We start from the raw sequence: 24,186 nt of genomic DNA on the forward strand, positions 1-24,186 counted from the left end.
CGAGTTGATATGAATTTTTTCATACCGTCCCTACCTTTATTATAGCTAACAAAAAAAGAGTGTCAATAAGACTACTCTTTTATCACTTGTTTTTTTAAATTATTTCTCTTTAGCATCTGGAAGCGTGAAGATGATTTCTCCTTCTTCTGAAAGGAAATATTCTTTTCTTAATAATTTTCCAATGTACTCATCATCGTTTAATTTAGATATTTGAAGCTTTAGCATCTCTTGTTCTTCCTGTACCTTTGCTAATTCTTCCGATACTTTTTCTTTTTGCAATCTTTTTTCCTCTAATGCTTGATTACTGTTTATCAAAGTCGATATTAATAATCCTACTAGCGCTAGAGACATAATTCCAAAAACAGCTAAACGTCTAAATAAACGTACTTTTTTTGCTTTTTTACGATTTTCTTGACGTTCTAAAGAGCGAACATAATCTGTATTAATTGCAGCAACTTGTTTTCCAACAGATACACTTCTTTGCTTTTCACCCATTTTGCTCGCTCCCGTCAAAGTATCTTAATTTTTCGTGTACTTTTTATTATAACGGAAGTTCGGTTTTTTCTTAAGAGCCAAATGCCATATTTTTTTATATATAAAGTGAAACGGTCGCACTATAGTTACAAGAATAAATCCTATTAATCTGAAAATTTTATTAATTATTGTTATAAATATGCGGATAAGAAACCAAATCGGTTGGATAACGATCCTCAAAAATATTCTTCCCGCTAACCGAAATATCGGTTGAAATAATTGCTCATACAACAGTATACCAACTATTTGCGCTAGTGGATCGTATATTCTCCATATACCATCCCGCACATTGAAAAGAATATAAAAAGTTCCTAATCCTAGTATAATCCAAACTACTATTTCTAGGGCGGCACTATATTTAAAAACAAAGGTACGCTTTGGAAAACTGTTCATCACAAAGCGCGCACCTTCAATGATTGCCCCTATTAATATCCCACTCAAAACCATTAATAATAAGCTATAAAATTGTAGAGAGAGTGTCATCCGAATAGTTTATGAAGTAACCCTCTAGCACCGTCTAAATTCTGCTCCTCGTCGTACTGTATTGCTTTAACGACTCCTTCTAGAGTTAGTAAGCCTTTATCTACATCTAAATGGACAATCTTCAATTCTTCTCCTTTAATCAGAAGTAATCCTTGTGAAGTTCTTACATAAAACTCTTGTTGGTCAAATCGTTCAATCGCTTTTACTGAAGTTAAATCCATTCTTTTTCGATTTCTTAGTGATATTAAGTGATCCCCTGTCGGAATAGTAATTGTTTGGTTTTCTGCTTGATATTGCATATGCTCTCTCCTCTCCTTGTCCTAATCCATTGTATGCACATAAAAAAAAAGCATGACAAATGCGTCATGCTTTTTTTCTTAATCTTCGTCATCTATAAATGCTGGGTCTACTTTTTCCAGTCGTTCTTCTTTAATTATTGTAAACATAGAAGCAGCATCTTCTTTTTTCGCTGAATCTTTTACAGCATCGACAGAAGCGGTTACTACTTTTTGTCCGAAGCGAATAGATAACTCATCTCCCACTTTGACATCAGAGCTTGCTTTCGCTACTTTGCCGTTAATCGTTATTCGTCCTTGATCCGCCACTTCTTTTGCAAGTGTTCTTCGTTTAATCAGTCTCGAAACTTTTAAAAATTTATCTAATCTCATGTCCACACTACCTCTCTAGTTTCTTAGCTTCATTCCAAAAACGATCGAGCTCTTCTAAATCATAGTCAGAGAAGTTTCCTTTTCCCTTTTTCACGCTCGACTCGATAAATTGAAATCTTCTTCTAAATTTTTCGTTCGCTTGTATCATTGCCTGCTCGGGAGATAAACCGTAAAAACGAGCTAAGTTAACGATCGTAAATAACACGTCTCCTAGTTCATCTACTTGCGTTTCTTTTGTACCCGATTGTAATTCTTTTTTCCATTCTACTAGCTCTTCTGTGAACTTGTCCCAAGCACCAGAAACATCTGGCCAATCAAAACCAACTTTCGCCACTTTCTTTTGATAGTTGAAAGATGTTAACAGCGAAGAATCTGAACGCATTTCTCCGTCTAATAGTGACTCTTCATCCCTATTTTGCTCTTCGTTTTTTATCTTTTGCCAATTGCGCATAACATCTTCGGTATTATTTGCCGTGACGTCTCCAAATACATGTGGATGCCTACGAATCATTTTATCCGAAATGGAGCTCAGTACATCTTCCATACTGAAGTATCCACTATCCTCCCCGATTTGGGCGTGTAAAAATACTTGTAAAAGTACATCTCCTAGCTCTTCAACGATATGGTCATCATCTTCCTCTTCAATCGCCTGTAATAGCTCATACACTTCTTCTACTGCATATTTCTTCAATGTTGCATGCGTTTGTTCTTTATCCCATGGGCACCCATTAGGACCCCTTAAGTCTGCAACAATTTGGCGCAATGTTTGCCATTCCTTCAAGCGTTTTTCTTGCTCATGTATAGGTGGGACGTACAAAGTCGTTAAATTATCCAGTTCCATTACGTGATCTAATTCATATAAAGGTACTTTTGTTAGCTTTTCCCCTGCGGAGCCCGCTGCTGTTACGATAGTCACTTCATAATCATCGGGATACTTTTCCATGAGCGTTAGTTTTACCTCAGATGCACTAAATGCATCATATACTTGTCCGATTAATACATGCGAACCCATTTGAACATCGTCCCGTTTAAAACTAGTACCATCTATTAATTGGAACCCCTCAATTGGATCAATTCGAAGGGCAGCAAAAATTGGGTCTAAAAAGCTTTGACCACCCTCGATTCGAATTTTTACTGTTCCTTTACGCTCTGCTTCGATTAATAACTGAACTGTTTGCTCCGCCACTAGCGGATGCCCAGGCACTGCGTATGTAATAGGAGCATCTTTTGCCAGTTTCAATAGCGTTTGTACTATTTCTCCGTAGACCACTTCAAATTGGTCATTTTTTTCATATATAGAATCGAAACTTGTCCAAGTTAACCCTTCTACTTTCAGCTCCTGCAATACCGGATGTTGCTCTGTACGCACATATAAATGTTCTGCTGTTTTTAGTTGTTTATATATACCTAAAGGCAGTTGATCTAAATCACTTGCTCCAAGTCCGATAATCGTTATTTCATTCATCTGCACACATCCTTACTGTTATTTATTTAACCACAGCTGAAAAGTTGCCATCCGTCTGCCAAACGGCAACAAAAACCACTCTTTCTCCGCTATAACCCGTCTTTTTGCTAAAATAATTAAAAAAGTAGAGGCGCCGATTGTAACCGCACTTAAAGATATTACAAGTGCTTCTATGCGGCTAGGTAACCAATCAAAAAAATACGCATCTGCTACTAAACTATAGATTGTAACCACTCCGACCATCATTATAGAAGAAATAGTAATTCCTTTATAAAATGCTAAGGAAGCAAAACGTATCTTCCAACTTCTTTTAAAATAATAAAACATACATATAAAGACGATAAGTAAACTAATATTCCCCGCTATAGCTGCTCCTAAAACACCATATACTGGTACAAGCATACCATTTATGAGCCATTTACTACATACACCAAGTAACAAAAACAACGTAGGAATCTTCACTCTTCCACTCCCTTGTAGCATTGCCATCAATGTCAGTATTAAAGACATCCAAATAATTTGAAAAGAAAATACCATTAAAGTGATTGATTCATCTCTCGTTTGAAAAAGCATTTCATTCACAAATGGAAGTACTACAATAAGACCTAATGCTGCAGCAACGCTAAATGTGAAAGCCACGCGAAACGTAAGCTGCATAAAAGGAATTGCCGTTCGTCCTTTTTCTTTATTCATCCGGTGTGCTACAAGTGGAACAATTGCCAAAGACAATGTAGAAGCAATCACAATCCCTAGCTGTACAATTGGTTGACCACGATCATATATTCCTTTTGTCTCCATCGCCTCTTGCTTCCCCATACCTTTTTCTAAAAGCATTTGAAAAATGGTAAATGAGTCGACTAACTGTAATAGCAAAAATAATAATGCACTTATACTGGCGCTAATGCTAATCATCGTCAAATCTTTTACGATTGGCCATAGTTGTACAAATTGCTGTTTGGGATGCTCCTTCTTTTGTCCAACTATTTTCCAATAAATAAAGGCCAAAAATAATACGCCTGCAAGTTCACCCGCTACCGCACCATACATTGCCATACTTCCCGCTTTATATAAGTCGAAGCTTTTCGATACAACAATCCAAGTACCAAGTAAAATAACCGAAACTCGAATCGCCTGCTCCACTATTTGCGCATACGCCACTGGCTGCATATGACCATTAGATTGAAATTCCCCTTTTAATACAGCAAGCATCGGCATCAATAAAATGACATACGATCCAGCTCTTAATAAGTAAGCTAAATTTGCATCCCCCATGGCCACTGCAAAAAAGCTCGCTCCAAAATACAACACAACAAAAAATAAAATAGATAGTATTCCGATATAGAAAAATGCAATTAGCCGAACTTGCGGTATAGCATTTTCTTTTCCGGCTGATTTATAGTCAGATAGTATTTTAGATAAGGCAACCGCAAAACCATAGGAAGTCCAAGTTGTAATAATTCCAATAAACGGATACACCTGTTGATAAATATAAAAACCTTCATCGCCTACTAGGTTTTGAAAAGGTACACGATACACAGCGCTTAACAGCTTCACAATGATCGCTGCAATAGTAAGCATCGCTGCTCCTTTCATATACGTCTTCATATTCCAATCGTTACTCATTGTTAAATCCTTCTTCCATCCAGCAATGCATTTATTATACACAAGAAAAGCGGTAGTGTGCAGTAAGGGATAATGCGTAGGAAAGAGTTGAATGAATTGTCTGCTACAAACATGGAATTTACTAACAAATAAAAGACCGGAGTTAACAATTAATGATTGAACGAGACAAAATCCACTGTGAACGCGACAAAATGTATCTAGCAGGTGTGGCCCGGCGAGTTCAGCGGACTTTAAGGTATATCGTTTCCAGAATACGGAAAAATTATCATCATTTCACTCCAAGTAAACTTGCTGTTTCAAGAATTAGTTGCTTTCATATGCAATTTCGTTGCTCTCATGCTGATTTTAGTTCCTTTCGGAGTAGATTTAGTTGCTTTCACCAATCAGTTGATTGCCCTAAGCCATTTACTGGATTTTCTTAATTGGAAAACTGGACTAAATTTTGTTTTTTAGCATACCGTACGACACTTTATCCCTAAATGGCGCCATTTCACCTACCATTTGGTTCCTAAAAGACAAAAAAATCTTCCTCTTTTGTAAAAGAGGAAGATTTTTTTAGCTTTCCATTTGTTTTGCCAGGAAATTTGCAGCGGTTTCAATTGCTTTTAGTTCTGCTTCCCCGATAAAATGCACTTTTGATATTAAAAATATTGCTCCAATTGGATCCCCTGATGAAATGATAGGGGCGATACAATAGGATTTAACCGTTTCGAAAATCCCTGGTACCCACTCGACAGAGTTTTCATGTTTTTCCATCACAACGGATCTCTTACTTACGATTTCCTCTACATCTGGGCTTAGCCTACGATTTAAATAATCTTTTTTCGATAATCCTGCTGCTGCAATCATTTCATCGCGGTCACTTATTAGAACCGGGGTTCCTAATGTTTCATACAAAGTTTCCGCGTACTCTTTTGCAAAACTTCCAAGCTCGCTTATAGGTGAATACTTCTTTAATATTACTTCTCCATCCCTATCCGTAAATATTTCCAACGGATCTCCTTCTCGGATGCGAAGTGTTCGACGTATTTCTTTCGGGATAACTACTCGACCCAAATCATCAATACGACGTACGATGCCAGTTGCTTTCATGTAATTTGCCTCACTTTCGACAGATTGGAAACTAAAGTTCATTTCTGCCATAGTATGCATCACATTACCAAAAAATATGCAAAGTGGAAGTTAGCTTACGCTATTTCTTTTTTTGCTTCTGGAAGGGCTAACATCATTTCTTCTAATACGTCAAACGGGTTAAATTTTCCTGTTTTCCGTTCATCTATTGTAATGACTAGATTATTATTATCCATCGTAAACCCTACTGCACGCCCAAATTTCATCGATTTCTCTACAAGGTAGGCACCATTTATATTTTGTGTACCTTCCGCACTAAAGCGAATAGAAACCATTTTATTTACTTCTTTAATCGATTCTACTCCAGCAGATTTACCATAAACCTTCATGCGTGCAATTCGTAGTAATTTCTCTGCTTCAAGTGGCAAATCACCGAAACGGTCTTGTAATTCATCTACAAGATCCAAATACTCCTCTTCCTTCTCCATTGCTTTGACACGTTTATACATTTGAATCTTTTGATATCCATCTGGAATATACTCATCTGAAATATAAGCATCCGTTGATAATACAATTTCTAAATCCGGAATATCCTCTTTCTTAATTCCTGTTCTTTTCTCTTCTATTGCATCTTCCAGCATTTGCGTGTACAGATCAAACCCAACTGAGTCAATAAACCCGTGCTGCTGTGAGCCAAGTAGATTACCTGCACCCCGAATAGAAAGATCGCGCATAGCAATCTTAAAGCCCGAACCAAGCTCTGTAAACTCTTTAATCGCTTGTAATCTTTTTTCTGCTACATCCGTTAATACTTTATCTCTTTGATGCATTAAATAAGCATATGCTACCCGGTTAGATCGCCCTACACGTCCGCGTAATTGATACAGCTGGGATAAGCCCATTTTATCTGCATCATGAATAATAAGTGTATTAACATTTGGTATATCAATACCTGTTTCAATAATCGTCGTCGTAACTAAAACATCATATTCGCCTTCTAAAAAGCTAATAATAACCGATTCAAGTTCTGTTTCAGACATTTGCCCATGTGCGAATCCTACTCTTGCACTTGGTACAAGCATTTGAATTTCATCCACTTTTCGCGTAATATCTTCCACTCGATTGTATAGATAAAATGCCTGTCCGCCCCTTGCAAGTTCTCGTTCAATTGCTTCTCGTACGAGCGCACCGTTAAATTCCATGACATATGTTTGTACAGGAAAACGGTTTTTAGGTGGCGTTTCAATAACAGACAAATCCCGTACCCCAATCATCGACATATGTAATGTACGTGGAATTGGCGTAGCCGTTAATGTAATAACGTCTACATTTGTTTTTAATTGTTTAATCTTTTCTTTATGCTTTACACCAAATCGTTGTTCTTCATCAACCACAAGTAGTCCTAAATCATGGTACACTACGTCTTTTGATAAAATTCGATGGGTTCCTACTACAACGTCTACCATTCCTTTTTTTAGTCCATTAAGTGTTTCTGTTTGTTGCTTTTTCGTACGGAAACGACTAAGCAAACCGACCTCAATCGGAAAGTCTTGAAAACGTTCCAGCATTGTTTCATAATGCTGTTGTGCAAGAATCGTTGTAGGACAGAGAAAGGCAACTTGTTTCCCTTCCATTACTGCTTTAAATGCTGCACGAATAGCTACTTCCGTTTTCCCATAACCTACGTCCCCACATACTAAACGATCCATTGGACGGGCTTTCTCCATATCTTGCTTCACTTCACTAATGGTACGAAGTTGGTCTTCTGTTTCCTCATAAGGGAAAGCTGCCTCAAATGATTGTTGCATTTCACTATCTGGCTCAAACGCATATCCTACTTCAGCTTCTCGTTTTGCATATAGTTTTATAAGCTCATCTGCAATATCTTGAACAGCGGCAGATACTTTTGTTTTTGTTTTCTTCCAGTCCGCCCCACCTAGTTTATGAAGCTTTGGATCCTTCTCTCCTGAAGCAACGTACTTTTGAATGAGGTCTATTTGGTCGACCGGCACAAAGAGTTTATCTTCGCCACGATATCTAATATGCAAATAGTCTTTATGAATTCCATTCACTAATAGCGTTTCTATACCGATATACTTCCCTATCCCGTGGTGTATATGTACGACATTGTCTCCGGGCTTTATCTCGGAATAGCTTTTTATTCTTTCGGCATTTGAGACTTTTTGTGCTCTCGTTTTTTTCTTATGCTTTTGTTTAAACAATTCAGCGTCTGTAATAATAGCTATTCGTTGAAGAGGTAACTCAAAACCTGCCTCTAAATCCCCTTCTACGATAAATAGACCAGTCTTTTGTAAATCTTCCGGTGAAGCTCCTATCTTCGAAACTATTTCATAATCTTCTAGAACAGTATGAATTTTTTGGACGCGATCTTTTCCATCGGCTAAAATAACAACGCGAAACTTCCCTTGGATAAACCGCTCCACTTCGTTTTTCAATAAGTGCATTTGGCCATGGAAATTTTGCATTGGTTTACAAGAAATACTGACATTTTTTTTAATGGTTATTCCAGAAAATGTCCGTGAAAATAAAGAAAAATAGACTTTTTCATTCGAAAACATGTGAATAATCTCTTTTAATGGAAGCGAAGGCTTTACATCATGAACCGTCTTACCTTCTTCTAGTAGCGATAAAAACCAGTCATTTTCTTCTCTTTCTAATGTCTCTGCTACTTCTTGAATTCTTCCAAGCTCATCAAATAAAACCATTCCATTCTGGTTGAAATAGTTCCCTAGGAAGCTATTCTCTTCATCTAACAAGGACACGTATTTCATAAATTCTTTCGGTTGCTCGCCTTGGTTTAAAAGTTCAATATCATGTTGAATGTTTTGATAAAATTGATCTTTTACTTCCTGTATTTTAACTTTTTTCAAGCTATCCGCTAAAGATTGTTCTAATTTTTGGGCAAGTAACTTCTTTTTTCTTTCAGTTAAGACATATTCGGTAGCTGGTAATATTCGAACATCCTTCAGTTTCCCTAACGAACGTTGGTCTTCCGCAGAAAAGGTTCGAATCGAGTCGACTTCCGTATCGAATAACTCTATTCGAATCGGATTTTCTAAATACAAGGGATAAATATCTATAATTCCTCCCCTTAAAGCAAACTCTCCTGGAGCAGTGACCATTGGCTGTCTTACATAACCCATAGCAACTAAATTTGGAAGAAATGTTTCTAGTATAATTTCTTCGCCCTCTACAACTGAAATGATACTTTCTTTCCAATCCTTTACGTTTGGCATATGCTTTTTAAATCCGGCAATCGGTACTATATAAATTCCATTTTTCTTGGTCAGCATATGATCTAATGCTTCTAAACGCTGAGCACGAAGCTCTGGGCTTGTAATGGATATATCAGCAGCTATAAGCTCATCTGCTGGATAAAGGCGTACTAGATCCTCTCCAATTAGCTTCACTAGGTCCTCTGATAGTTTTTGGGCATGTAGCAAATTTGGTGTAACGATAAGAATAGCTTTCTGACGAGCCTTATATAACATTTCTGTGAAGACAGCTCTTGCACTAGAAGTGAGGCCAGTTATTAGTTGCTGATCATTTCCGCTCTCTAATTCTTTTACTAGTTTTTCTATATGTGTATCTTCGATTAATAGATTGCTTAAAAGTTCCATTCAATCCTCCCCTATCCAACAAACAAAAGAACTTAATTGGATGATTATAAAACAGAAAAGGCTTTGTGCACGAAATCGTGCCAAAGCATCTTTACTGTATCCATTTTTTTAATGCATAGTAATTAGGAAACTTTTGAAGAGAGTTTTGACATTCTTCACATATGCACTGCACGGTATACTCGCCCTCTGCCCCATTTACTATGTATTCATGTTGTTCTTCTGGTGTTATTTCATGTTTAGTTAAAAACTGCTCATCTATACTATCAAACGGTAATTGCCCAATTTCTGTCTCACAATGGCGACATTTATAATGAATCGTCATAACCATCAACCTCCTTTTAGGAAGTATAGGTCTTTTCATTAAAATTTATGCACCGTTGTATGTATTCATCACTTCTAAAAAACTTTTCGACAACCAATCTTCACAAGCATCGCCACTTTTTTTCACTGCCGCGCTCATTTCATCTTTTTCATCATCACTAAATTTGGATAGCACATAATCTGGAACCTTCATCCCATTTTTAGGTCGGTCAATTCCAATACGAATCCGATTAAATTCTTGCGTACCGAGATGCTGGATAAGGGATTTAATACCGTTATGTCCTCCAGCGCTTCCTTTTTGACGAAGTCGAAGCTTTCCTACTTGTAAATCTAAATCATCATAAATAACAACCAGGTCCTCATCTTCTACTTCAAAATAATCCATCATCGGTACGATGCATTCACCAGATAAGTTCATATATGTTAACGGTTTCAAGAGCATCACTTTTTCAGTACCGATATGGGAAATACCATACATGCCATTAAATTTGGATTGTGTGAGCGGGATATTGAAACGATTTGCAAGTTCGTCTATCACATGAAAACCAATATTATGTCTCGTCCCTTCATACTGCTTTCCCGGATTTCCTAGACCAACAATAATTTTCATTCATTTCCATTCCTTTAATACGTATTTCCTTTATTTTATCATAAACATAATGAAAGAGATTGTCTTAAGACAATCTCTTTGTATTATTATTCTTCTTCTGTATTTGTTTCTTCCACAACTGCTTCGGTTTCTTCTGACTCTACTTCCGTTCGAGGTGCAGATACAGTAACTAACGTATAATCATCGTCATTCGTTATCGTATAATCTATCTTGTCTCGAACATCTGCAACAGTCAATGTATCACCAATCGTCATTTCAGAAACATCCACCTCAATAGCTTCAGGAATATCTGATGGTTTTACAGTAATAGTCAATTCTCTATTTGGTTGTTGCAATAATCCACCTTCAGAAACGCCTACTGAATTACCTATAACATGAACAGCAACATTTACTTCTAATTCTTCTTTCATGTTGATCGCTAAAAAGTCTGCATGTATCATTTGACCTTTTAATATGTTCATTTGATAGTCACTCATCACGACGTTAATCGTTTCGCCGTTAACTTCTAGTTTCATAACTCCATTACGACCTACTTCTCGAAGTGTTTTCGATAAGTTTTTCTCGTCAACCGATATTGGTTGTGATTCCATTTGAAAACCATAAACAACGGCTGGAATATGTCCACTATTTCTTAACTTCGTATTCTCTTTTGGTGTCCTTGCTTGTGCTTTTACAATTGTACTCATCTATTCTCATCCTCCCGGGTAAGTTCTACCAATATGTATACCCTTAACCGGAAGTTTTCAAACATTTATTTATCAATCAAATAAAGTACTAACTGATTTCTCCTCAAATACACGTACGATTGCATCACCTAATAATTTCGCTACAGATAATTCTTTAATTTTTGGAGATGTTTTTTCTTCTGATAATTCGATAGAATTCGTAATAACTAGTTCTTTAATTACCGAGTTATCGATACGTTCAATTGCAGGGCCTGACAATACAGCGTGTGTACAACAAGCGTATACTTCTTTCGCACCGCTTTCCATTAACGCTTGAGCTGCGATAGTAATAGTACCAGCAGTATCGATAATATCATCGATTAAAATAGCTGTTTTACCTTCTACATTTCCGACAATATTCATTACTTCTGCAACATTTGGACGTGGACGACGTTTATCAATAATAGCAATTGGAGCTTTTAAGCGGTCTGCCATTTTACGCGCACGAGTAACTCCACCATGGTCTGGAGATACGATAACTAATTCAGAAGGATCGATATCTTTTTCTAAGAAATAGTCTGATAAAATTGGTGCTGCCACTAAATGATCAATCGGAATATTAAAGAATCCTTGAATTTGAGGCGCATGTAAATCCAATACGATTGCACGAGTTGCACCTGCTGTTGTTAGAAGATCTGCTACAAGTTTAGCTGTAATTGGTTCACGAGCACGCGCTTTTCTATCTTGACGAGCATAGCCGTAGTAAGGTATTACAACACTAATTGTACGAGCAGACGCACGTTTTAAAGCATCTAACATGATTAATAACTCCATAATATGTTCATTTACAGGAGCAGAAGTGGATTGAACGATAAAAACGTCACATCCGCGGATACTTTCTTCGATATTGATTTGGACTTCGCCATCACTAAATCTAGTTACTGTAGATTTTCCAAGTGGAACGCCTACTTCTCTTGCAATTTCTTCTGCTAATTCTTTGTTGGAATTTAGTGTAAATATTTTTAACTTCGAATTTTCGTATGCGTATTGTTCTGACATGGTAATCCTCCTGGATAGTGGGTTATTTTAGTTTTAATTTATTAACGTAGCCTTCTTTATTTTCTTGTCTTGCGCGTCCAATGGCTAGAGCTTCTCCAGGTACATTTTTTGTAATTGTAGATCCTGCAGCAACGTACGCTTTATTGCCAATCGTAACTGGCGCTATTAAATTGGAATTACAACCAACAAAAGCATCGTCTTCGATTGTTGTGACAAATTTATTTTTTCCATCATAATTTACGGTAATTGTTCCACATCCAATATTAACATTTGAACCTATTGATGCGTCACCCATATAACTTAAGTGAGAAATCTTACTTCCATTTCCTACTGTCGATTTTTTCACTTCGACGAAATTTCCAATTTTCACATCATTTCCAACCTCGGTTTGTGGTCGAATATGTGCAAATGGACCAATTGCTGTATGATCTCCAACTTCACTTGATAATATAACCGAAGAATGAACAGTTGTTCCATTTCCAATAGTACTATTTACGATATGACTATTTGGACCAATCGTACAGTTATTTCCAATCGTCGTTTTCCCTTCGATCATTACACCTGGTTGGATAATTGTATCCGTACCAATGATAGCATCGCTACTAATGTATGTACTTTGGGGATCAATAATTGTTACACCTTCACGCATATGATGATGAGCAATACGGGATCGCATAATCTGTTCGGCTTGTGAAAGTGCGATTCGATCATTTACTCCAAGAATTTCATCGAAGTCTTTTGCTGCGAAAGCAGAAATTACTTCTCCTTCTTTTTGCAAAATTTCAATTACATCCGGTAAGTAATATTCACCTTGTGCATTTTCGTTTTTCACTAATTTCAACGACTTAAATAATGCTTCGTTATCAAAACAGTAGGTACCTGAGTTAATCTCATTTACAAGCTGTTCTTCTGCAGATGCATCCTTTTGCTCTACAATGCTTTGTACATTTCCACCTTCTGCACGAATAATTCTTCCGTATCCGGTTGGATCATTTGCAATTGCCGTTAAAATTGTCGCTTTGGCTCCTGTTTGTTTATGGTGATTCAATAAGTCGTTCATTGTTTCTGTCGTAATAAGTGGAGTATCGCCGCAAATCACAATAGTCGTTCCAGATAGGTTGGCAAGGCTTGTTTCTGCTTGTAAAACTGCATGCGCTGTCCCTAGCTGTTCTGCTTGAAGTACATACTCACTTCTATTTCCTAGTTCACTTTGAACGACTTCCGCACCATGGCCAACAACTGTCACGATTTTTTCCACACCGAGTCTTTCCATGTTATCGACAACATGTTCCACCATAGGCTTTCCACAGACAGGATGCAATACTTTATATAGACTTGACTTCATACGAGTTCCTTTACCAGCTGCTAATACAACCGCAAAAGTATTTGTCATTTTCCGTTTTCCCTCCAGTGGGCTAATTTCCTCTTTTGACTATAGCGGAAATGGAACGATTTTTCAAGGAAATATCTCTTGACAAATACATGACAAAGCAAGTAATATATATAATTTTCCTGCACAAAAAAACCATCTCTGGTATAGAAATGGTTTCATTGTGCATTTTTATAATACTAGATGCTTGCCTCTGTCAATCTCTCTTCTTCTGCGTCACTACTCAAATGATACGCATATAATACTGCTTCTTGAATTTTGTTTCGAGTTCCAGGATTTATTGGGTGGGCAATATCCCTAAATTCACCTTCTGGAGTTCTTTTACTAGGCATTGCAACAAATAGACCTGTATTCCCATCTATCACTCGAATATCATGCACAACAAATTCGTTATCCAGTGTAATGGAAGCGATAGCCCGCATACGACCATCTGTTAGTACTTTGCGTAACCTCACGTCTGTTACTTCCATTTAATCACCACCCTTTTTCATAGTTGCATCAATCTCTCTCAATTACTATTCCACAAGAGTTTCGATTCTCCTTCTTTTGAATAAGAATATTTTTAATATTATAAAATAAGGAGCAAATGCGTCATTCACAGCGAAAAGAAATCGACTATTTGGCTTTGAGTAACCAATTTTGAAGATACCAAGTGTAGTTGGTGTGAGACGACTATGACTTATCAGTATTATAGAGATAGGGCGTGGTAGAAGGTTCTATTAGGTGACCGCTGGGATTTTCACTGCAGAACGGACGCTTTCCGGGGGTGAGTGATGAGCCTTCACCGCTGCCCTGGGGCAAAAATCAATGAAGTAACATTGACTTATCAGCGCTATAAACTATCAATAAATGGATAAACGAGACAATATAGACTAAGAATCCAACAATGTTGCCTTTGAACACGACAAACTAGTCTAGCAGATGGTCGTCTCAATCCAAGTAAAGAGCTATTGTAAGAAACTAGTTGCTTTCATCGGCATTTTAGTTGCTCTTGCACTGATTTTAGTTGCTTTGAGTGTAGAATTAGTTGCTTTCAATGACTAGTTGATTGCTCTAAGCCATTTACCGGATACAGACCATGAAAAGATAATTGTTTTAATCGAGACGATGCTAAATAATTAGGCAATTTCAATTGATTTCTGCTGCTGGAATCTACAGCAGCGAAAATCACAGCGGTCACTACGACGCACTTTCCCTATACTGCACTCCATATAAAAAAGTATGTTCTCCGAAGAAAACATACTTTTGTTTATACTAATGCAATTACTTCGATTTCCACTTTTACGTCTTTCGGTAATCTTGCTACCTCTACAGCAGAACGAGCCGGTTTATGGCCTGCGAAGTGCTTTTCGTAAGCATCATTGAACTCTGCAAAATCATTCATATCTTTCAAGAAAACCAATGTCTTTACGACTTTGGATAAGGAAGAGCCGGCTTCTGTTAATACAGCTTCTAGATTCGCAAATACTTGGGCTGTTTGTTCCGTAATAGAACCTTCTACGACTTCTCCCCCTGGAGTTAAAGGAATTTGACCAGAGCTATAAAACATTCCATTTACAATAACTCCTTGTACATATGGTCCGATTGCTGCTGGTGCATTAGTTGTTGATACTGCTTTCATCTAAATTTCCACCCTTCACAAAATAGTTTCCTTCTGTTAAAGCAATTGTACCACTTTTTTCATTTACTTCGTGTAGTTTTACAAGGGATAAATAATTTTCTACCAACTGCTCCCCTTCATGCTCCGCTTCTACCAATACAGCGATACCTGCTAGCTCACAATTGAATTCTTCGAGTAAGCTCTTCATTCCATTAATCGTACCTCCGACTTTCATGAAGTCATCAGTGATTAATACACGTTGCCCTTTTTCCATACTTCTTTTAGAAAGAACCATCGTTTGAATGCGTCTTGCAGATCCCGATACATAGTTAATACTAACAGTAGGACCTTCCGTTACTTTACTATCTCTACGGACAACGACGACAGGTACGTTTAAATGTCTTGCTATGGCGTGCGCAATAGGAATACCTTTTGTGGCAACAGTCATAATCGCGTCTATTTTTTCATTTGCAAAAGCCGATGCAAATACTTTTCCTACTTTATTCATCAGCGTTGGGTTCCCTAACAAATCAGTCATATACAAATAGCCACCCGGTAGTAACCGTTCTGCTTTAGAAAGCTGCTCCATCAAATCAGCCGCTACTACTTTTACATCTTCATCTGTCATCGTCGGAATAAACTTCACACCGCCAGCTGCTCCCGGCACAGTTACTAATAAGCCTCTTCCTCTTTCTTCAAATGTTTCTTTCACAATGGTTAAATCTTCACTAATAGAAGACTTGGCCGATTCGTATAAAGAAGCAAAAAATGTCAAAGGTATTAATTTATGAGGATGTTCCATCAAGTATTGCGTCATATCTACTAATCGTTCACTTCTTTTCCACTTCATCCAATCACCTCCAAATACGAATATTTTAATAAAAATTTAACACAATCATCCGTGTTTAAGCAAGTGTGTCTCTATCGCCCATTAGTCGAACAGCATATACTTCGTCACAAAATCCACGAAGCCCATTATATACTCGTTGTACTCTCGATTCCTGATTTACTAACCCAAATACAGTTGGACCACTACCACTCATCAATACAGCATCTGCTCCAAATTTTTGCATTTGGTCTTTTAGGACTGCCACTTCTGGATATAGTTTTAATGTGACTTCTTCCAGTACATTTCCTACAGATGCACACATTAATTCAAAATCTTTTTCTTCAATAGCTTGAATCATTTGCTCTGTATTCGGATGGGTAATGTCTTTTATTTTTAAGTTTCCATAAATATCTGCAGTCGAAACACCGAGTGTCGGCTTTGCAAGAATTACCCAGCAATTGGCTGGAGAAGGTAGCTCTTGAATTTTTTCTCCTCTACCCGTAGCAAGTGCGGTTCCACCATACACACAAAAAGCTACATCTGAGCCAATTCTAGTACCTATTTGCGCAAGCTCGTCCAATGTAAGACCTAAATTCCATACCGTATTCAATCCTCTAAGCGTTGCGGCCGCATCACTACTTCCGCCAGCTAGTCCCGCCGCAACAGGAATATTTTTTTCAATTTTGATCGATACACCCAATTTCACATGATACATTTCCTGCAATATCTTCGCAGCTTGATACGCCAGATTGCGATGATCATTTGGAACAAAGCGATCAACCGATAATATATGTATAGCTCCATCTTCTCTTGTTTCCAGCCCAATACGGTCTGCTAAATCAACGGTTGTCATAATCATTTCTACTTCGTGATAGCCGTCTGGACGTTTATGTAATACATCGAGCGTTAAGTTTATTTTGGCAGGTGCTTTTACATAGTACATCCCATCTGCTCCTTTTCCAACATATGCTGTCCCCTATTTTACCACAGTACATAAGTAAAGCGGAAGCATCTGTGTCTGCAGGTTGCACTCTAAGGTCGCAGCGACTGTATGGTCCGCATTGTGCAGACTTAAAAAAAGAAAAGGCAGATTTCTCTGCCCTTTCTGATTGCTAATTGTTCACTATTTTGGAATCTCATTTACTTTGGTGATTTCATTTGTTGCTCGGCCATTTCAATTGCACGTTTCACCATATTACCCGCATCACGTGATTTTATTCCACCCCAGCCCTCGGTTTTGACTACATCATAAAATCCAAGATCTTTTGCAATCTCTTCTTTTAATTCATTAGACATAATACCTTTTCTAGCCATGTGGTGAATCCTCCTTTTTTAACAATTAGCTTTTCTAGTATGTCCACAAAACAGCAAAAAACTCTTTTTCCATTCCAAAGAACAGAGAAAGAGTTTGTTTGCTAATATAAAAAATAAAAGTTCTAAATACTCATTTTACAACGATTAAATTATTTGCTTCATCAAAAATAGTGATTTCTACTGCTTCTGTCAAAATGTCTGCATAACTATAAGATACACGTTCAAAAGAATTTTCATCTTGATCCAAGTCGATAACGAATACGGCGTGATACGTTTCTCTTAATACACCAGCTCGCTCGATTGTTTTCTTACGTCCCCCGTTTGCTTTTAATTGCAAACGCTTGCCTAAATGATGATCTAATGACTTCTTAATATCAGCTAAAGTTTTTGGCATTCCGCTTACACCTCACTGAATACTACTATATCATGCATTTATTTTTTTGTCAAACAAAATATTTTAACAACCAGAGGTACCCTTTGTCAACGTTTTTATTTCTTCTCATGCATACTTTTGTTTATAAACATTACTAATATTGTAACAAGTAGGATTAATGAAAATGAGGATACAATTCATCCGCTAAATGACCGAATTCTTCGATAGATAGAGTTTCGCCTCTTCTCGTCGGATTAATACCTACTTTTTCTAAAGATTGTAGAATTAACTCTTTTTTCTGTTTCCCATTTGGTAAGGAGGATTGCAGATTATTGATAATCGTTTTTCTTCTTTGCACGAACGAGCCTCTAGATACTTGAAATAAAAAATCTTCATCAATTACATGTACAGGTGATGTTTCATGACGCGTCAACTTAATAACAGCAGATTCTACATTAGGTTGAGGCATAAAGACTGCTTTTGGTACAATCATGGCTACTTCTGCTTTCATATAGTATTGAATTGCTATAGAAAGTGATCCGTAAGCTTTTGTGCCAGGTTTCGCAGTAATGCGGTCAGCTACTTCTTTTTGCATCATAACAACCATTCCTCGAATAGGTAAACGATCCATTAATAATTTCAACAAAATAGGCGTTGTAACATAGTATGGTAAATTTGCCACTACCATAACGTCTTTATAATTTTCTAGCTTTTCTACGAATAGGTGTTTCACATCTGCTTCTAGAATATCGGAATGGACAATTTCTACATTGTCATAAGGTGATAGCGTATCTTCTAGTACTGGTAGCAGTCTTTGGTCTATTTCAAAAGCGACTACTTTTCCTGCTGCTCTTGCTAAGTGCTCTGTTAAAGCACCAATTCCTGGTCCAATTTCGATTGCTGCAGAATCTTTTGTAAGATCTGCATGTCCTACGATATTGCGCAAAATATTAGGATCGATTAAAAAGTTTTGACCTAAGCTTTTTTTAAAGGAAAAACCATATTTTTTTAGTATTTCTTGCGTTCGAACTGGGGTAGCTATATCTTTTTGCATAAATTATTTATCCTCCATATCCAATAGTGAAATTGCTTCTTCTAGCTGCTGTATGCTAATTTGAAAAACGGAAAGTCGCTTTTGTAATTGTTTCCCATTTGTATATCCTATTTTTAAATATTCTCCAAGCCTTGTTCTTCGCTCTTTGGAATTTGGATGGCCGATCAACTTTCCTCCTACCAATATCTCTAAAGGAATACTCACTGCTACATCCATATCAGATTTAGGAGTATAAACACTCGCAAGTGCTAGGCGGATATCCTCGTCTTTTGCATGTTCAATACCTAATCCTTTGCCGTTTTTGGCAACCGTTTTTTCTTTTGATAAAAACGCGTGCTTCACATCAGGAACATGCTCTTCAATAATTGCACGAATCCGTCTCCCTGGGTAATCTGGATCTGTAAATACGATGACTCCCCTTTTCTCTTGTGCATGCTGAATTTTCATCAGTGTTTCTTTAGAAATAGCGGATCCATTCGTTTCAATTGTATCTGCATCTACTGCACGCTTAATAGCTGTTGTGTCATCTTTACCTTCTACAACAATGACTTCTTTTATTCGCAAAGGTACTTCCTCTTTTCTACTTTATTACTTCTTATCATAACGCAAAAAAGCTTCCCCTATCAATGAAAGGGAAGCTATATAACATTAATTTAATACTTTAATGCGTACCTTCTTACGCCCAAAGTCATATGCTTTCGATTTAGATGGCATGAATAAATCAATCTTGTTTCCTTTGATGGCACCACCAGTGTCTCCAGCTACTGCATAACCGTAGCCTTCTACCCAAACTTTAGAGCCCAATGGAATTACCTTAGGATCTACTGCAATTACTTTCACATCTGGATTAGACTTTAAATTAATCCCAGTTGTAGTCACACCAGAACAACCATTACAATAAGCCGTGTATGCAGTTGCTGTTACATAGAACTCATTTCCTGCACTATCTGTTGCGCCACGGGATACACTAGCAGTTACTACTTTCGTTCCAACTGCCACTACTTTTTTCTTAGGTTCTTTTATTACCTTTTCACTAATAACATTGCGGGACACTTCTACCCCATTTTCTTTTTGAACATCATAAGTTCGTGAAACAGATCCTTTTTCACCTGCTTGTACTACTTTTTCTGTTCCCTTTAATAGCGAGTCATCTTTTTTCGTTTCTACTGCAAAGTTTGTAGCTTCCTCAACTACATCGGTGACCTTTTCTACTCGCACCACTTTTATAACGGAATCTGGAATGACCATCTCATCCATTTGCCGTTCTACTCGGTCGAATTCATTCAGTTGAATGTTAGATTGTTTTAAAAAGTCAGCGACCGTAGTCGAAGTGGACCATACCTTCTTTTCTTCGTTACCATCTAAAAGCGTGACTTCAAACGCTTTTTCAATTGCAATTTTATTTTTCGGTCCAACCTCTGCATCCGCAGCAGGTGTTATTGCATCATGTTCATTTATTTGAACATTTGCTTTTGCGAGTATTTCTGAAACTAAATGTTCAGTAGTGTTGATTGTTTGAATTTCACCATCCACTGTAATTTCTATTTGTCTTGCCTGCTCCCACTCAACCTTTAAATTATTTTTGATTGAAGTGTTCACTGAGGGTTGTAAAAAGTCATCGTTTGCAACTACTATATTATTTTGTTTTAGTAGTTCTCCGACTGTATTTGCGTGCGTTAAAATCTCTTGTTGTTCACCGTTAACTGTTAAAGCAACAGTTTTCTTAGTTCCTTCGTATAAAACGAAAGAAACGACTGCAAGAAACAATAGTAAAGATGCAATAGTTACTAGTGTTTGCTTGCTCCTCAATGAATGAAAGAACAGGTTTTTCATGGTATTATTTGACATGAAAAACGCCTCCTTGTTCACTCGAGTGATTATATAGAGTACTCGTCATCTTGTCAACTTTTTATATTTTTTTACACAATTCAAACACAGCAAAAGTAGACTATATTTTGGACGTCAAAAAGCCTATATTTTTTTGTCTGCTATGCGGAAAAATTGTTCTGCATTTATCGTTGTCGCTTCTGCAACTTGTTCAATTGGCAGCCCTTTTAATCTTGCAATTTCTTCTGCAACAAGTGTAACAAGGGCAGGCTCATTTCTCTTTCCTCGATGAGGATGAGGTGCTAAATAAGGGGCATCTGTTTCAATTAATAAATGCTCTAAAGGAATTTCCGCAGCTACTTCTTTAGGTTTCTTTGCATTTTTAAATGTTACGGGCCCGCCAAGAGAAATCATGAAATTCATGTCGATACATTGTCGTGCTGTTTCGACACTTCCTCCAAAACAATGCATAATGCCACCTGTGAGGTAGGCATCCTCTTCTTTTAAAATACGTATGACGTCCTCCGTCGCTTCTCGATTATGTATAATAATCGGTAGATTCACTTTTTGAGCTAAACGAATGTGTTTTCGGAATAATGTTTGTTGAATATCTTTTGGCGATTTATCCCAGTAATAATCCAGTCCTGTTTCTCCGATACCTACTACTTTTTCATGTGCAGCGAGTTCTTCAATCCATTGAAGTTCACCTTCTGTACAATCAATTGCATCTACCGGGTGCCAACCTACTACTGCATAGATGAATGCATATTCTTCCGCTAGTTTTATTGCTCGTTCGATTGTTTTACGATCAAATCCGACAACAACCATTTTCTTTACATCTGCTTGTAATGCTCGATCAATTACTTGTTGTAAGTCTTCGTCATATTGGTCGGCATTTAAATGTACATGTGTATCTATAAACATTTAACTTCTTCTCCTCACTTAAATTCATTTATATAGATTTTAGAATAGTATTTGAAAATAGCATTTTTAATAAGAAAAGCATAAGCTTCTATTTCAGTCCCTATATGGCAAATGGAAATGGTTAACATTAATATGGTGCATTTAATAGGGATAGTGCGTCTTAAGGAAGCACTATTAGTTTTAGCTTATAGGCATAATTTCATCTATTTGCAGTGTTTGGAAGAGAGATCGTCCAACTTCGTGTAGAGCTTGATCAACTTACGCGCAAGCGACGTGAATGATTCATCGCTCACCCGGCGGAAAGCGTACGGCTACAACGAAAATCACAGCGGTCACTAAGACACATTATCTCTACACTGCGTTTGATTATAAAATGATATTATTTACATTACTTACAAAAAGGTTTACAACATATATAAAGTTTTAGAATTTACTAAAGCGATAAAAAGACCTGTCACTTTTTTAGCGACAGGTCTATTTTAACTTATTATTTCACTTGTGCGCCATTTTCAAGCTTTTCATCTACTGTTGCTAGCGTCAAATAGCCATCCTTTTCACCCGCAAGAATCATCCCTTGAGATAGTTCTCCTCTAAGTTTAACTGGTTTTAAATTAGCAACGACAATCACTTTTTTCCCGATAAGCTCTTCCGGTTTATAGTGCTTCGCTATTCCAGATACAACTTGACGTTTTTCATAACCCATGTCTAGTTGTAGCTTTAATAATTTATCTGCCTTTGGAATTTGTTCACATTCCAAAACAGTAGCTACTCGTAAATCCACTTTAAAGAAATCATCGATTGAAATTTCTTCGGCCTCTACTACCTCTTCTACTTCTTCTTGTGGTGTTTGCACAGACCCGCGCATTTGATCACGAATATAAGCTACTTCCACATCCACATCTAGACGAGGGAATATTGGGACACCCGTTTGAATTACCTTTATATTGTCTCCAATCACATGGAAACTTCCAAGTTTATCCCATTCCAAATATTCTTCAGTCAGTCCAAGCTGGTTCATCATTTCTTTTGGACTGTTCGTCATAAATGGTTGGATTAATGTTGCAATTTGACGCAAACTTTCAGCTAAATTGGTCATTACAGCCGCTAACTGACCACGAAGTGCCTCCTCTTTTGCAAGCACCCATGGTTGTGTTTCATCAATATATTTGTTTGTACGAGAAATGAAAGCCCATAAATCGCTTAATACAACACTAAACTGCATGTTCTCCATGCTCGCTTCATACTTTTCAATTGTTTCTTTTGCAAATTCCTGAAGAGCTGCATCGAATTCTGTCGGCTCACTTAGAGCTACTGGTACTTTTCCATCGAAGTATTTATTGATCATCGACACGGATCTGTTTAACAAATTACCTAAATCATTTGCCAAATCGAAGTTTGTACGTTCTACAAACGATTCGGGAGAAAATACGCCATCTTGTCCAAATGGTAGCTCACGCAATAAGAAATAACGCGTTGCGTCTAACCCGTAACGTTCCACTAACATTTCTGGGTACACAACATTTCCTTTAGATTTAGACATTTTGCCGTCTTTCATCATAATAAATCCATGTGCAAATACTTTTTTAGGTAGTGGTAAATCTAGTGCCATCAAGAAAATCGGCCAATAAATTGTATGGAATCTTACAATGTCTTTTCCTACAACATGTACATCCGCCGGCCAATACTTTTTAAATAATGAATCGTCTTCTGCAAGATAACCTAGTGAAGTAATGTAGTTTGTTAGCGCATCCACCCATACATAAATAACATGCTTCGGATCTCCTGGTACTTGAATTCCCCAATCGAATGATGTTCTGGAAACAGATAAATCCTCTAATCCGGGTTTAATAAAGTTATTAATCATTTCATTTTTTCGAGATTCCGGTTCGATAAATTCTAAATTTTCTTCATAATAAGTTAATAAACGATCTGTATATTTCTTCATATTAAAGAAATAAGACTCTTCTTTTACTTTATGAACAGGTCTACCACAGTCTGGACAATTACCATCTACTAACTGGTTCTCTGTAAAGAAAGATTCACAAGGAGTACAATACCACCCTTCGTACTCACCTTTATAAATATCTCCATTGTCTAAAAAACGTTGAAATATCTTTTCAACTGTTTTGGTATGGCGCTCTTCTGTTGTTTGAATGAAATCATCATATGAAATGTCCATCAAAGACCATACCTTTTTCGCTGCTTCCGCAATTTCATTGACGTATGCTTGTGGCTCCTTACCTGCTTCTTGTGCTTTTTCTTGAATTTTTTGACCATGCTCGTCCATTCCTGTAAGGAACCTAACATCATAGCCTCTTAGTCGTTTGTAACGTGCCATTGCATCGGATGCTACTGTTGTGTATGCAGTACCAATATGAAACTTGCCACTTGGATAGTAAATCGGCGTTGTTAAATAAAATGTTTTTTGTTGATCTTTCAATGTAAAAATGCCTCCAATGCGAAAATCTACTTTATATTCTATTCTATCTAAACAAAGTATTTGTTTCAAATAATTAATAACTATACTGTATAATTGTCGACTCCCACATATTGAATAAATACAATTATCCAGTAAATTGATTGTTATGATTGTAAAACACCAAAAGCACTCTATTATATAGATGCTTTTGGTGCGCATTGAACGAAACAAGTTTTATACCATTACTTAAAAGATGGGTGGTAGTTGTTGGTCCGTCACTCTTCAAAAACACTGGTAATTAAAGTGCCCAAGCTTT

Annotated in this window: 24 protein-coding genes; all 24 read right to left on the minus strand. The window is 37.1% G+C overall.

Annotated features, from left to right (window positions below; all coding sequences use genetic code 11):
* Positions 1-99 precede the first annotated feature (99 nt).
* The 24 genes from ACIQ38_RS22145 to metG all read right to left on the minus strand — a co-directional run bounded on the left by ACIQ38_RS22145 (position 100) and on the right by metG (position 23,891).
* Positions 100-495: an FtsB family cell division protein gene (locus ACIQ38_RS22145; protein ID WP_402828545.1), complete on the minus strand. Its 396-nt coding sequence runs from the start codon at positions 493-495 to the stop codon at positions 100-102.
* 24 nt (positions 496-519) lie between these two features.
* Entirely contained in the window at positions 520-1,017 is a 498-nt protein-coding gene (gene yabQ, locus ACIQ38_RS22150; RefSeq protein ID WP_402828548.1) for a spore cortex biosynthesis protein YabQ, read from the minus strand.
* Positions 1,014-1,316 (minus strand): sporulation protein YabP, encoded by a 303-nt coding sequence (gene yabP, locus ACIQ38_RS22155; protein WP_402828551.1) that lies wholly within the window; start codon positions 1,314-1,316, stop codon positions 1,014-1,016. The genes yabQ and yabP overlap by 4 nt, the downstream gene beginning before the upstream one ends.
* A gap of 78 nt (positions 1,317-1,394) precedes the next feature.
* Positions 1,395-1,685: an RNA-binding S4 domain-containing protein gene (locus ACIQ38_RS22160; protein WP_402828554.1), complete on the minus strand. Its 291-nt coding sequence runs from the start codon at positions 1,683-1,685 to the stop codon at positions 1,395-1,397.
* A 7-nt stretch (positions 1,686-1,692) separates the two neighbouring features.
* Positions 1,693-3,150 carry a bifunctional methyltransferase/pyrophosphohydrolase YabN gene (yabN, locus tag ACIQ38_RS22165; protein ID WP_402828557.1) on the minus strand — a complete coding sequence of 486 codons (1,458 nt, stop codon included), beginning with the start codon at positions 3,148-3,150 and terminating at the stop codon, positions 1,693-1,695.
* An 18-nt stretch (positions 3,151-3,168) separates the two neighbouring features.
* The gene (locus ACIQ38_RS22170; protein ID WP_402828560.1) at positions 3,169-4,773 is read right to left on the minus strand and encodes a putative polysaccharide biosynthesis protein; all 1,605 of its coding nucleotides are present in this window, start codon (positions 4,771-4,773) and stop codon (positions 3,169-3,171) included.
* 555 nt (positions 4,774-5,328) lie between these two features.
* Positions 5,329-5,865, minus strand: coding sequence for a stage V sporulation protein T (spoVT, locus tag ACIQ38_RS22175; RefSeq protein ID WP_402828638.1), 537 nt, complete (start codon positions 5,863-5,865; stop codon positions 5,329-5,331).
* Between the two features lie 95 nt (positions 5,866-5,960).
* Positions 5,961-9,485, minus strand: a complete 3,525-nt coding sequence (gene mfd / locus ACIQ38_RS22180; protein ID WP_402828563.1) for a transcription-repair coupling factor — start codon at positions 9,483-9,485, stop codon at positions 5,961-5,963.
* A gap of 91 nt (positions 9,486-9,576) precedes the next feature.
* Complete coding sequence (locus ACIQ38_RS22185; protein ID WP_402828566.1) at positions 9,577-9,807, minus strand: anti-sigma-F factor Fin; 231 nt, start codon at positions 9,805-9,807, stop codon at positions 9,577-9,579.
* Between the two features lie 45 nt (positions 9,808-9,852).
* Positions 9,853-10,416, minus strand: coding sequence for an aminoacyl-tRNA hydrolase (gene pth / locus ACIQ38_RS22190; RefSeq protein WP_402828569.1), 564 nt, complete (start codon positions 10,414-10,416; stop codon positions 9,853-9,855).
* A gap of 86 nt (positions 10,417-10,502) precedes the next feature.
* Entirely contained in the window at positions 10,503-11,102 is a 600-nt protein-coding gene (locus ACIQ38_RS22195; RefSeq protein WP_402828572.1) for a 50S ribosomal protein L25/general stress protein Ctc, read from the minus strand.
* A 72-nt stretch (positions 11,103-11,174) separates the two neighbouring features.
* Positions 11,175-12,140: a ribose-phosphate diphosphokinase gene (locus tag ACIQ38_RS22200; RefSeq protein WP_402828575.1), complete on the minus strand. Its 966-nt coding sequence runs from the start codon at positions 12,138-12,140 to the stop codon at positions 11,175-11,177.
* A gap of 22 nt (positions 12,141-12,162) precedes the next feature.
* Positions 12,163-13,533 carry a bifunctional UDP-N-acetylglucosamine diphosphorylase/glucosamine-1-phosphate N-acetyltransferase GlmU gene (glmU, locus tag ACIQ38_RS22205; protein WP_402828578.1) on the minus strand — a complete coding sequence of 457 codons (1,371 nt, stop codon included), beginning with the start codon at positions 13,531-13,533 and terminating at the stop codon, positions 12,163-12,165.
* 176 nt (positions 13,534-13,709) lie between these two features.
* Complete coding sequence (spoVG, locus tag ACIQ38_RS22210; RefSeq protein ID WP_402828581.1) at positions 13,710-14,000, minus strand: septation regulator SpoVG; 291 nt, start codon at positions 13,998-14,000, stop codon at positions 13,710-13,712.
* A gap of 779 nt (positions 14,001-14,779) precedes the next feature.
* Positions 14,780-15,151 (minus strand): RidA family protein, encoded by a 372-nt coding sequence (locus ACIQ38_RS22215; RefSeq protein WP_402828584.1) that lies wholly within the window; start codon positions 15,149-15,151, stop codon positions 14,780-14,782.
* Positions 15,129-15,980, minus strand: a complete 852-nt coding sequence (gene purR / locus ACIQ38_RS22220) for a pur operon repressor (protein ID WP_402828587.1) — start codon at positions 15,978-15,980, stop codon at positions 15,129-15,131. Before purR ends, ACIQ38_RS22215 begins: the two co-directional genes overlap by 23 nt.
* Positions 15,981-16,035: 55 nt before the next feature.
* On the minus strand, positions 16,036-16,902 hold the full coding sequence (gene ispE / locus ACIQ38_RS22225; RefSeq protein WP_402828590.1) for a 4-(cytidine 5'-diphospho)-2-C-methyl-D-erythritol kinase: 867 nt from the start codon (positions 16,900-16,902) through the stop codon (positions 16,036-16,038).
* A 197-nt stretch (positions 16,903-17,099) separates the two neighbouring features.
* Entirely contained in the window at positions 17,100-17,273 is a 174-nt protein-coding gene (locus ACIQ38_RS22230; RefSeq protein ID WP_093276510.1) for a small, acid-soluble spore protein, alpha/beta type, read from the minus strand.
* A gap of 130 nt (positions 17,274-17,403) precedes the next feature.
* Positions 17,404-17,667 (minus strand): biofilm formation stimulator Veg, encoded by a 264-nt coding sequence (gene veg / locus ACIQ38_RS22235; protein WP_053591096.1) that lies wholly within the window; start codon positions 17,665-17,667, stop codon positions 17,404-17,406.
* Positions 17,668-17,821: 154 nt separating this feature from the next.
* Entirely contained in the window at positions 17,822-18,700 is an 879-nt protein-coding gene (gene rsmA / locus ACIQ38_RS22240) for a 16S rRNA (adenine(1518)-N(6)/adenine(1519)-N(6))-dimethyltransferase RsmA (RefSeq protein ID WP_402828595.1), read from the minus strand.
* 3 nt (positions 18,701-18,703) lie between these two features.
* Positions 18,704-19,264 (minus strand): ribonuclease M5, encoded by a 561-nt coding sequence (rnmV, locus tag ACIQ38_RS22245; RefSeq protein ID WP_402828598.1) that lies wholly within the window; start codon positions 19,262-19,264, stop codon positions 18,704-18,706.
* An 84-nt stretch (positions 19,265-19,348) separates the two neighbouring features.
* Positions 19,349-20,548, minus strand: coding sequence for a resuscitation-promoting factor (locus ACIQ38_RS22250; protein ID WP_402828601.1), 1,200 nt, complete (start codon positions 20,546-20,548; stop codon positions 19,349-19,351).
* Between the two features lie 123 nt (positions 20,549-20,671).
* Positions 20,672-21,451 carry a TatD family hydrolase gene (locus ACIQ38_RS22255; RefSeq protein ID WP_402828604.1) on the minus strand — a complete coding sequence of 260 codons (780 nt, stop codon included), beginning with the start codon at positions 21,449-21,451 and terminating at the stop codon, positions 20,672-20,674.
* A gap of 487 nt (positions 21,452-21,938) precedes the next feature.
* The gene (gene metG / locus ACIQ38_RS22260) at positions 21,939-23,891 is read right to left on the minus strand and encodes a methionine--tRNA ligase (protein ID WP_402828607.1); all 1,953 of its coding nucleotides are present in this window, start codon (positions 23,889-23,891) and stop codon (positions 21,939-21,941) included.
* Positions 23,892-24,186 lie beyond the last annotated feature (295 nt).

It is taken from the genome of Psychrobacillus sp. NPDC096389 (genome assembly GCF_044762855.1).
Taxonomy (GTDB): Bacteria; Bacillota; Bacilli; order Bacillales_A; family Planococcaceae; genus Psychrobacillus.

Excerpts from the sequence above, each read along its gene's own strand:
- ACIQ38_RS22145 (WP_402828545.1), bottom strand. The coding sequence starts at position 495 with ATGGGTGAAAAGCAAAGAAGTGTATCTGTTGGAAAACAAGTTGCTGCA.
- yabQ (WP_402828548.1), bottom strand. The coding sequence starts at position 1,017 with ATGACACTCTCTCTACAATTTTATAGCTTATTATTAATGGTTTTGAGT.
- yabP (WP_402828551.1), bottom strand. The coding sequence starts at position 1,316 with ATGCAATATCAAGCAGAAAACCAAACAATTACTATTCCGACAGGGGAT.
- ACIQ38_RS22160 (WP_402828554.1), bottom strand. The coding sequence starts at position 1,685 with ATGAGATTAGATAAATTTTTAAAAGTTTCGAGACTGATTAAACGAAGA.
- yabN (WP_402828557.1), bottom strand. The coding sequence starts at position 3,150 with ATGAATGAAATAACGATTATCGGACTTGGAGCAAGTGATTTAGATCAA.
- ACIQ38_RS22170 (WP_402828560.1), bottom strand. The coding sequence starts at position 4,773 with ATGAGTAACGATTGGAATATGAAGACGTATATGAAAGGAGCAGCGATG.
- spoVT (WP_402828638.1), bottom strand. The coding sequence starts at position 5,865 with ATGAAAGCAACTGGCATCGTACGTCGTATTGATGATTTGGGTCGAGTA.
- mfd (WP_402828563.1), bottom strand. The coding sequence starts at position 9,485 with ATGGAACTTTTAAGCAATCTATTAATCGAAGATACACATATAGAAAAA.
- ACIQ38_RS22185 (WP_402828566.1), bottom strand. The coding sequence starts at position 9,807 with ATGACGATTCATTATAAATGTCGCCATTGTGAGACAGAAATTGGGCAA.
- pth (WP_402828569.1), bottom strand. The coding sequence starts at position 10,416 with ATGAAAATTATTGTTGGTCTAGGAAATCCGGGAAAGCAGTATGAAGGG.
- ACIQ38_RS22195 (WP_402828572.1), bottom strand. The coding sequence starts at position 11,102 with ATGAGTACAATTGTAAAAGCACAAGCAAGGACACCAAAAGAGAATACG.
- ACIQ38_RS22200 (WP_402828575.1), bottom strand. The coding sequence starts at position 12,140 with ATGTCAGAACAATACGCATACGAAAATTCGAAGTTAAAAATATTTACA.
- glmU (WP_402828578.1), bottom strand. The coding sequence starts at position 13,533 with ATGACAAATACTTTTGCGGTTGTATTAGCAGCTGGTAAAGGAACTCGT.
- spoVG (WP_402828581.1), bottom strand. The coding sequence starts at position 14,000 with ATGGAAGTAACAGACGTGAGGTTACGCAAAGTACTAACAGATGGTCGT.
- ACIQ38_RS22215 (WP_402828584.1), bottom strand. The coding sequence starts at position 15,151 with ATGAAAGCAGTATCAACAACTAATGCACCAGCAGCAATCGGACCATAT.
- purR (WP_402828587.1), bottom strand. The coding sequence starts at position 15,980 with ATGAAGTGGAAAAGAAGTGAACGATTAGTAGATATGACGCAATACTTG.
- ispE (WP_402828590.1), bottom strand. The coding sequence starts at position 16,902 with ATGTACTATGTAAAAGCACCTGCCAAAATAAACTTAACGCTCGATGTA.
- ACIQ38_RS22230 (WP_093276510.1), bottom strand. The coding sequence starts at position 17,273 with ATGGCTAGAAAAGGTATTATGTCTAATGAATTAAAAGAAGAGATTGCA.
- veg (WP_053591096.1), bottom strand. The coding sequence starts at position 17,667 with ATGCCAAAAACTTTAGCTGATATTAAGAAGTCATTAGATCATCATTTA.
- rsmA (WP_402828595.1), bottom strand. The coding sequence starts at position 18,700 with ATGCAAAAAGATATAGCTACCCCAGTTCGAACGCAAGAAATACTAAAA.
- ACIQ38_RS22250 (WP_402828601.1), bottom strand. The coding sequence starts at position 20,548 with ATGTCAAATAATACCATGAAAAACCTGTTCTTTCATTCATTGAGGAGC.
- ACIQ38_RS22255 (WP_402828604.1), bottom strand. The coding sequence starts at position 21,451 with ATGTTTATAGATACACATGTACATTTAAATGCCGACCAATATGACGAA.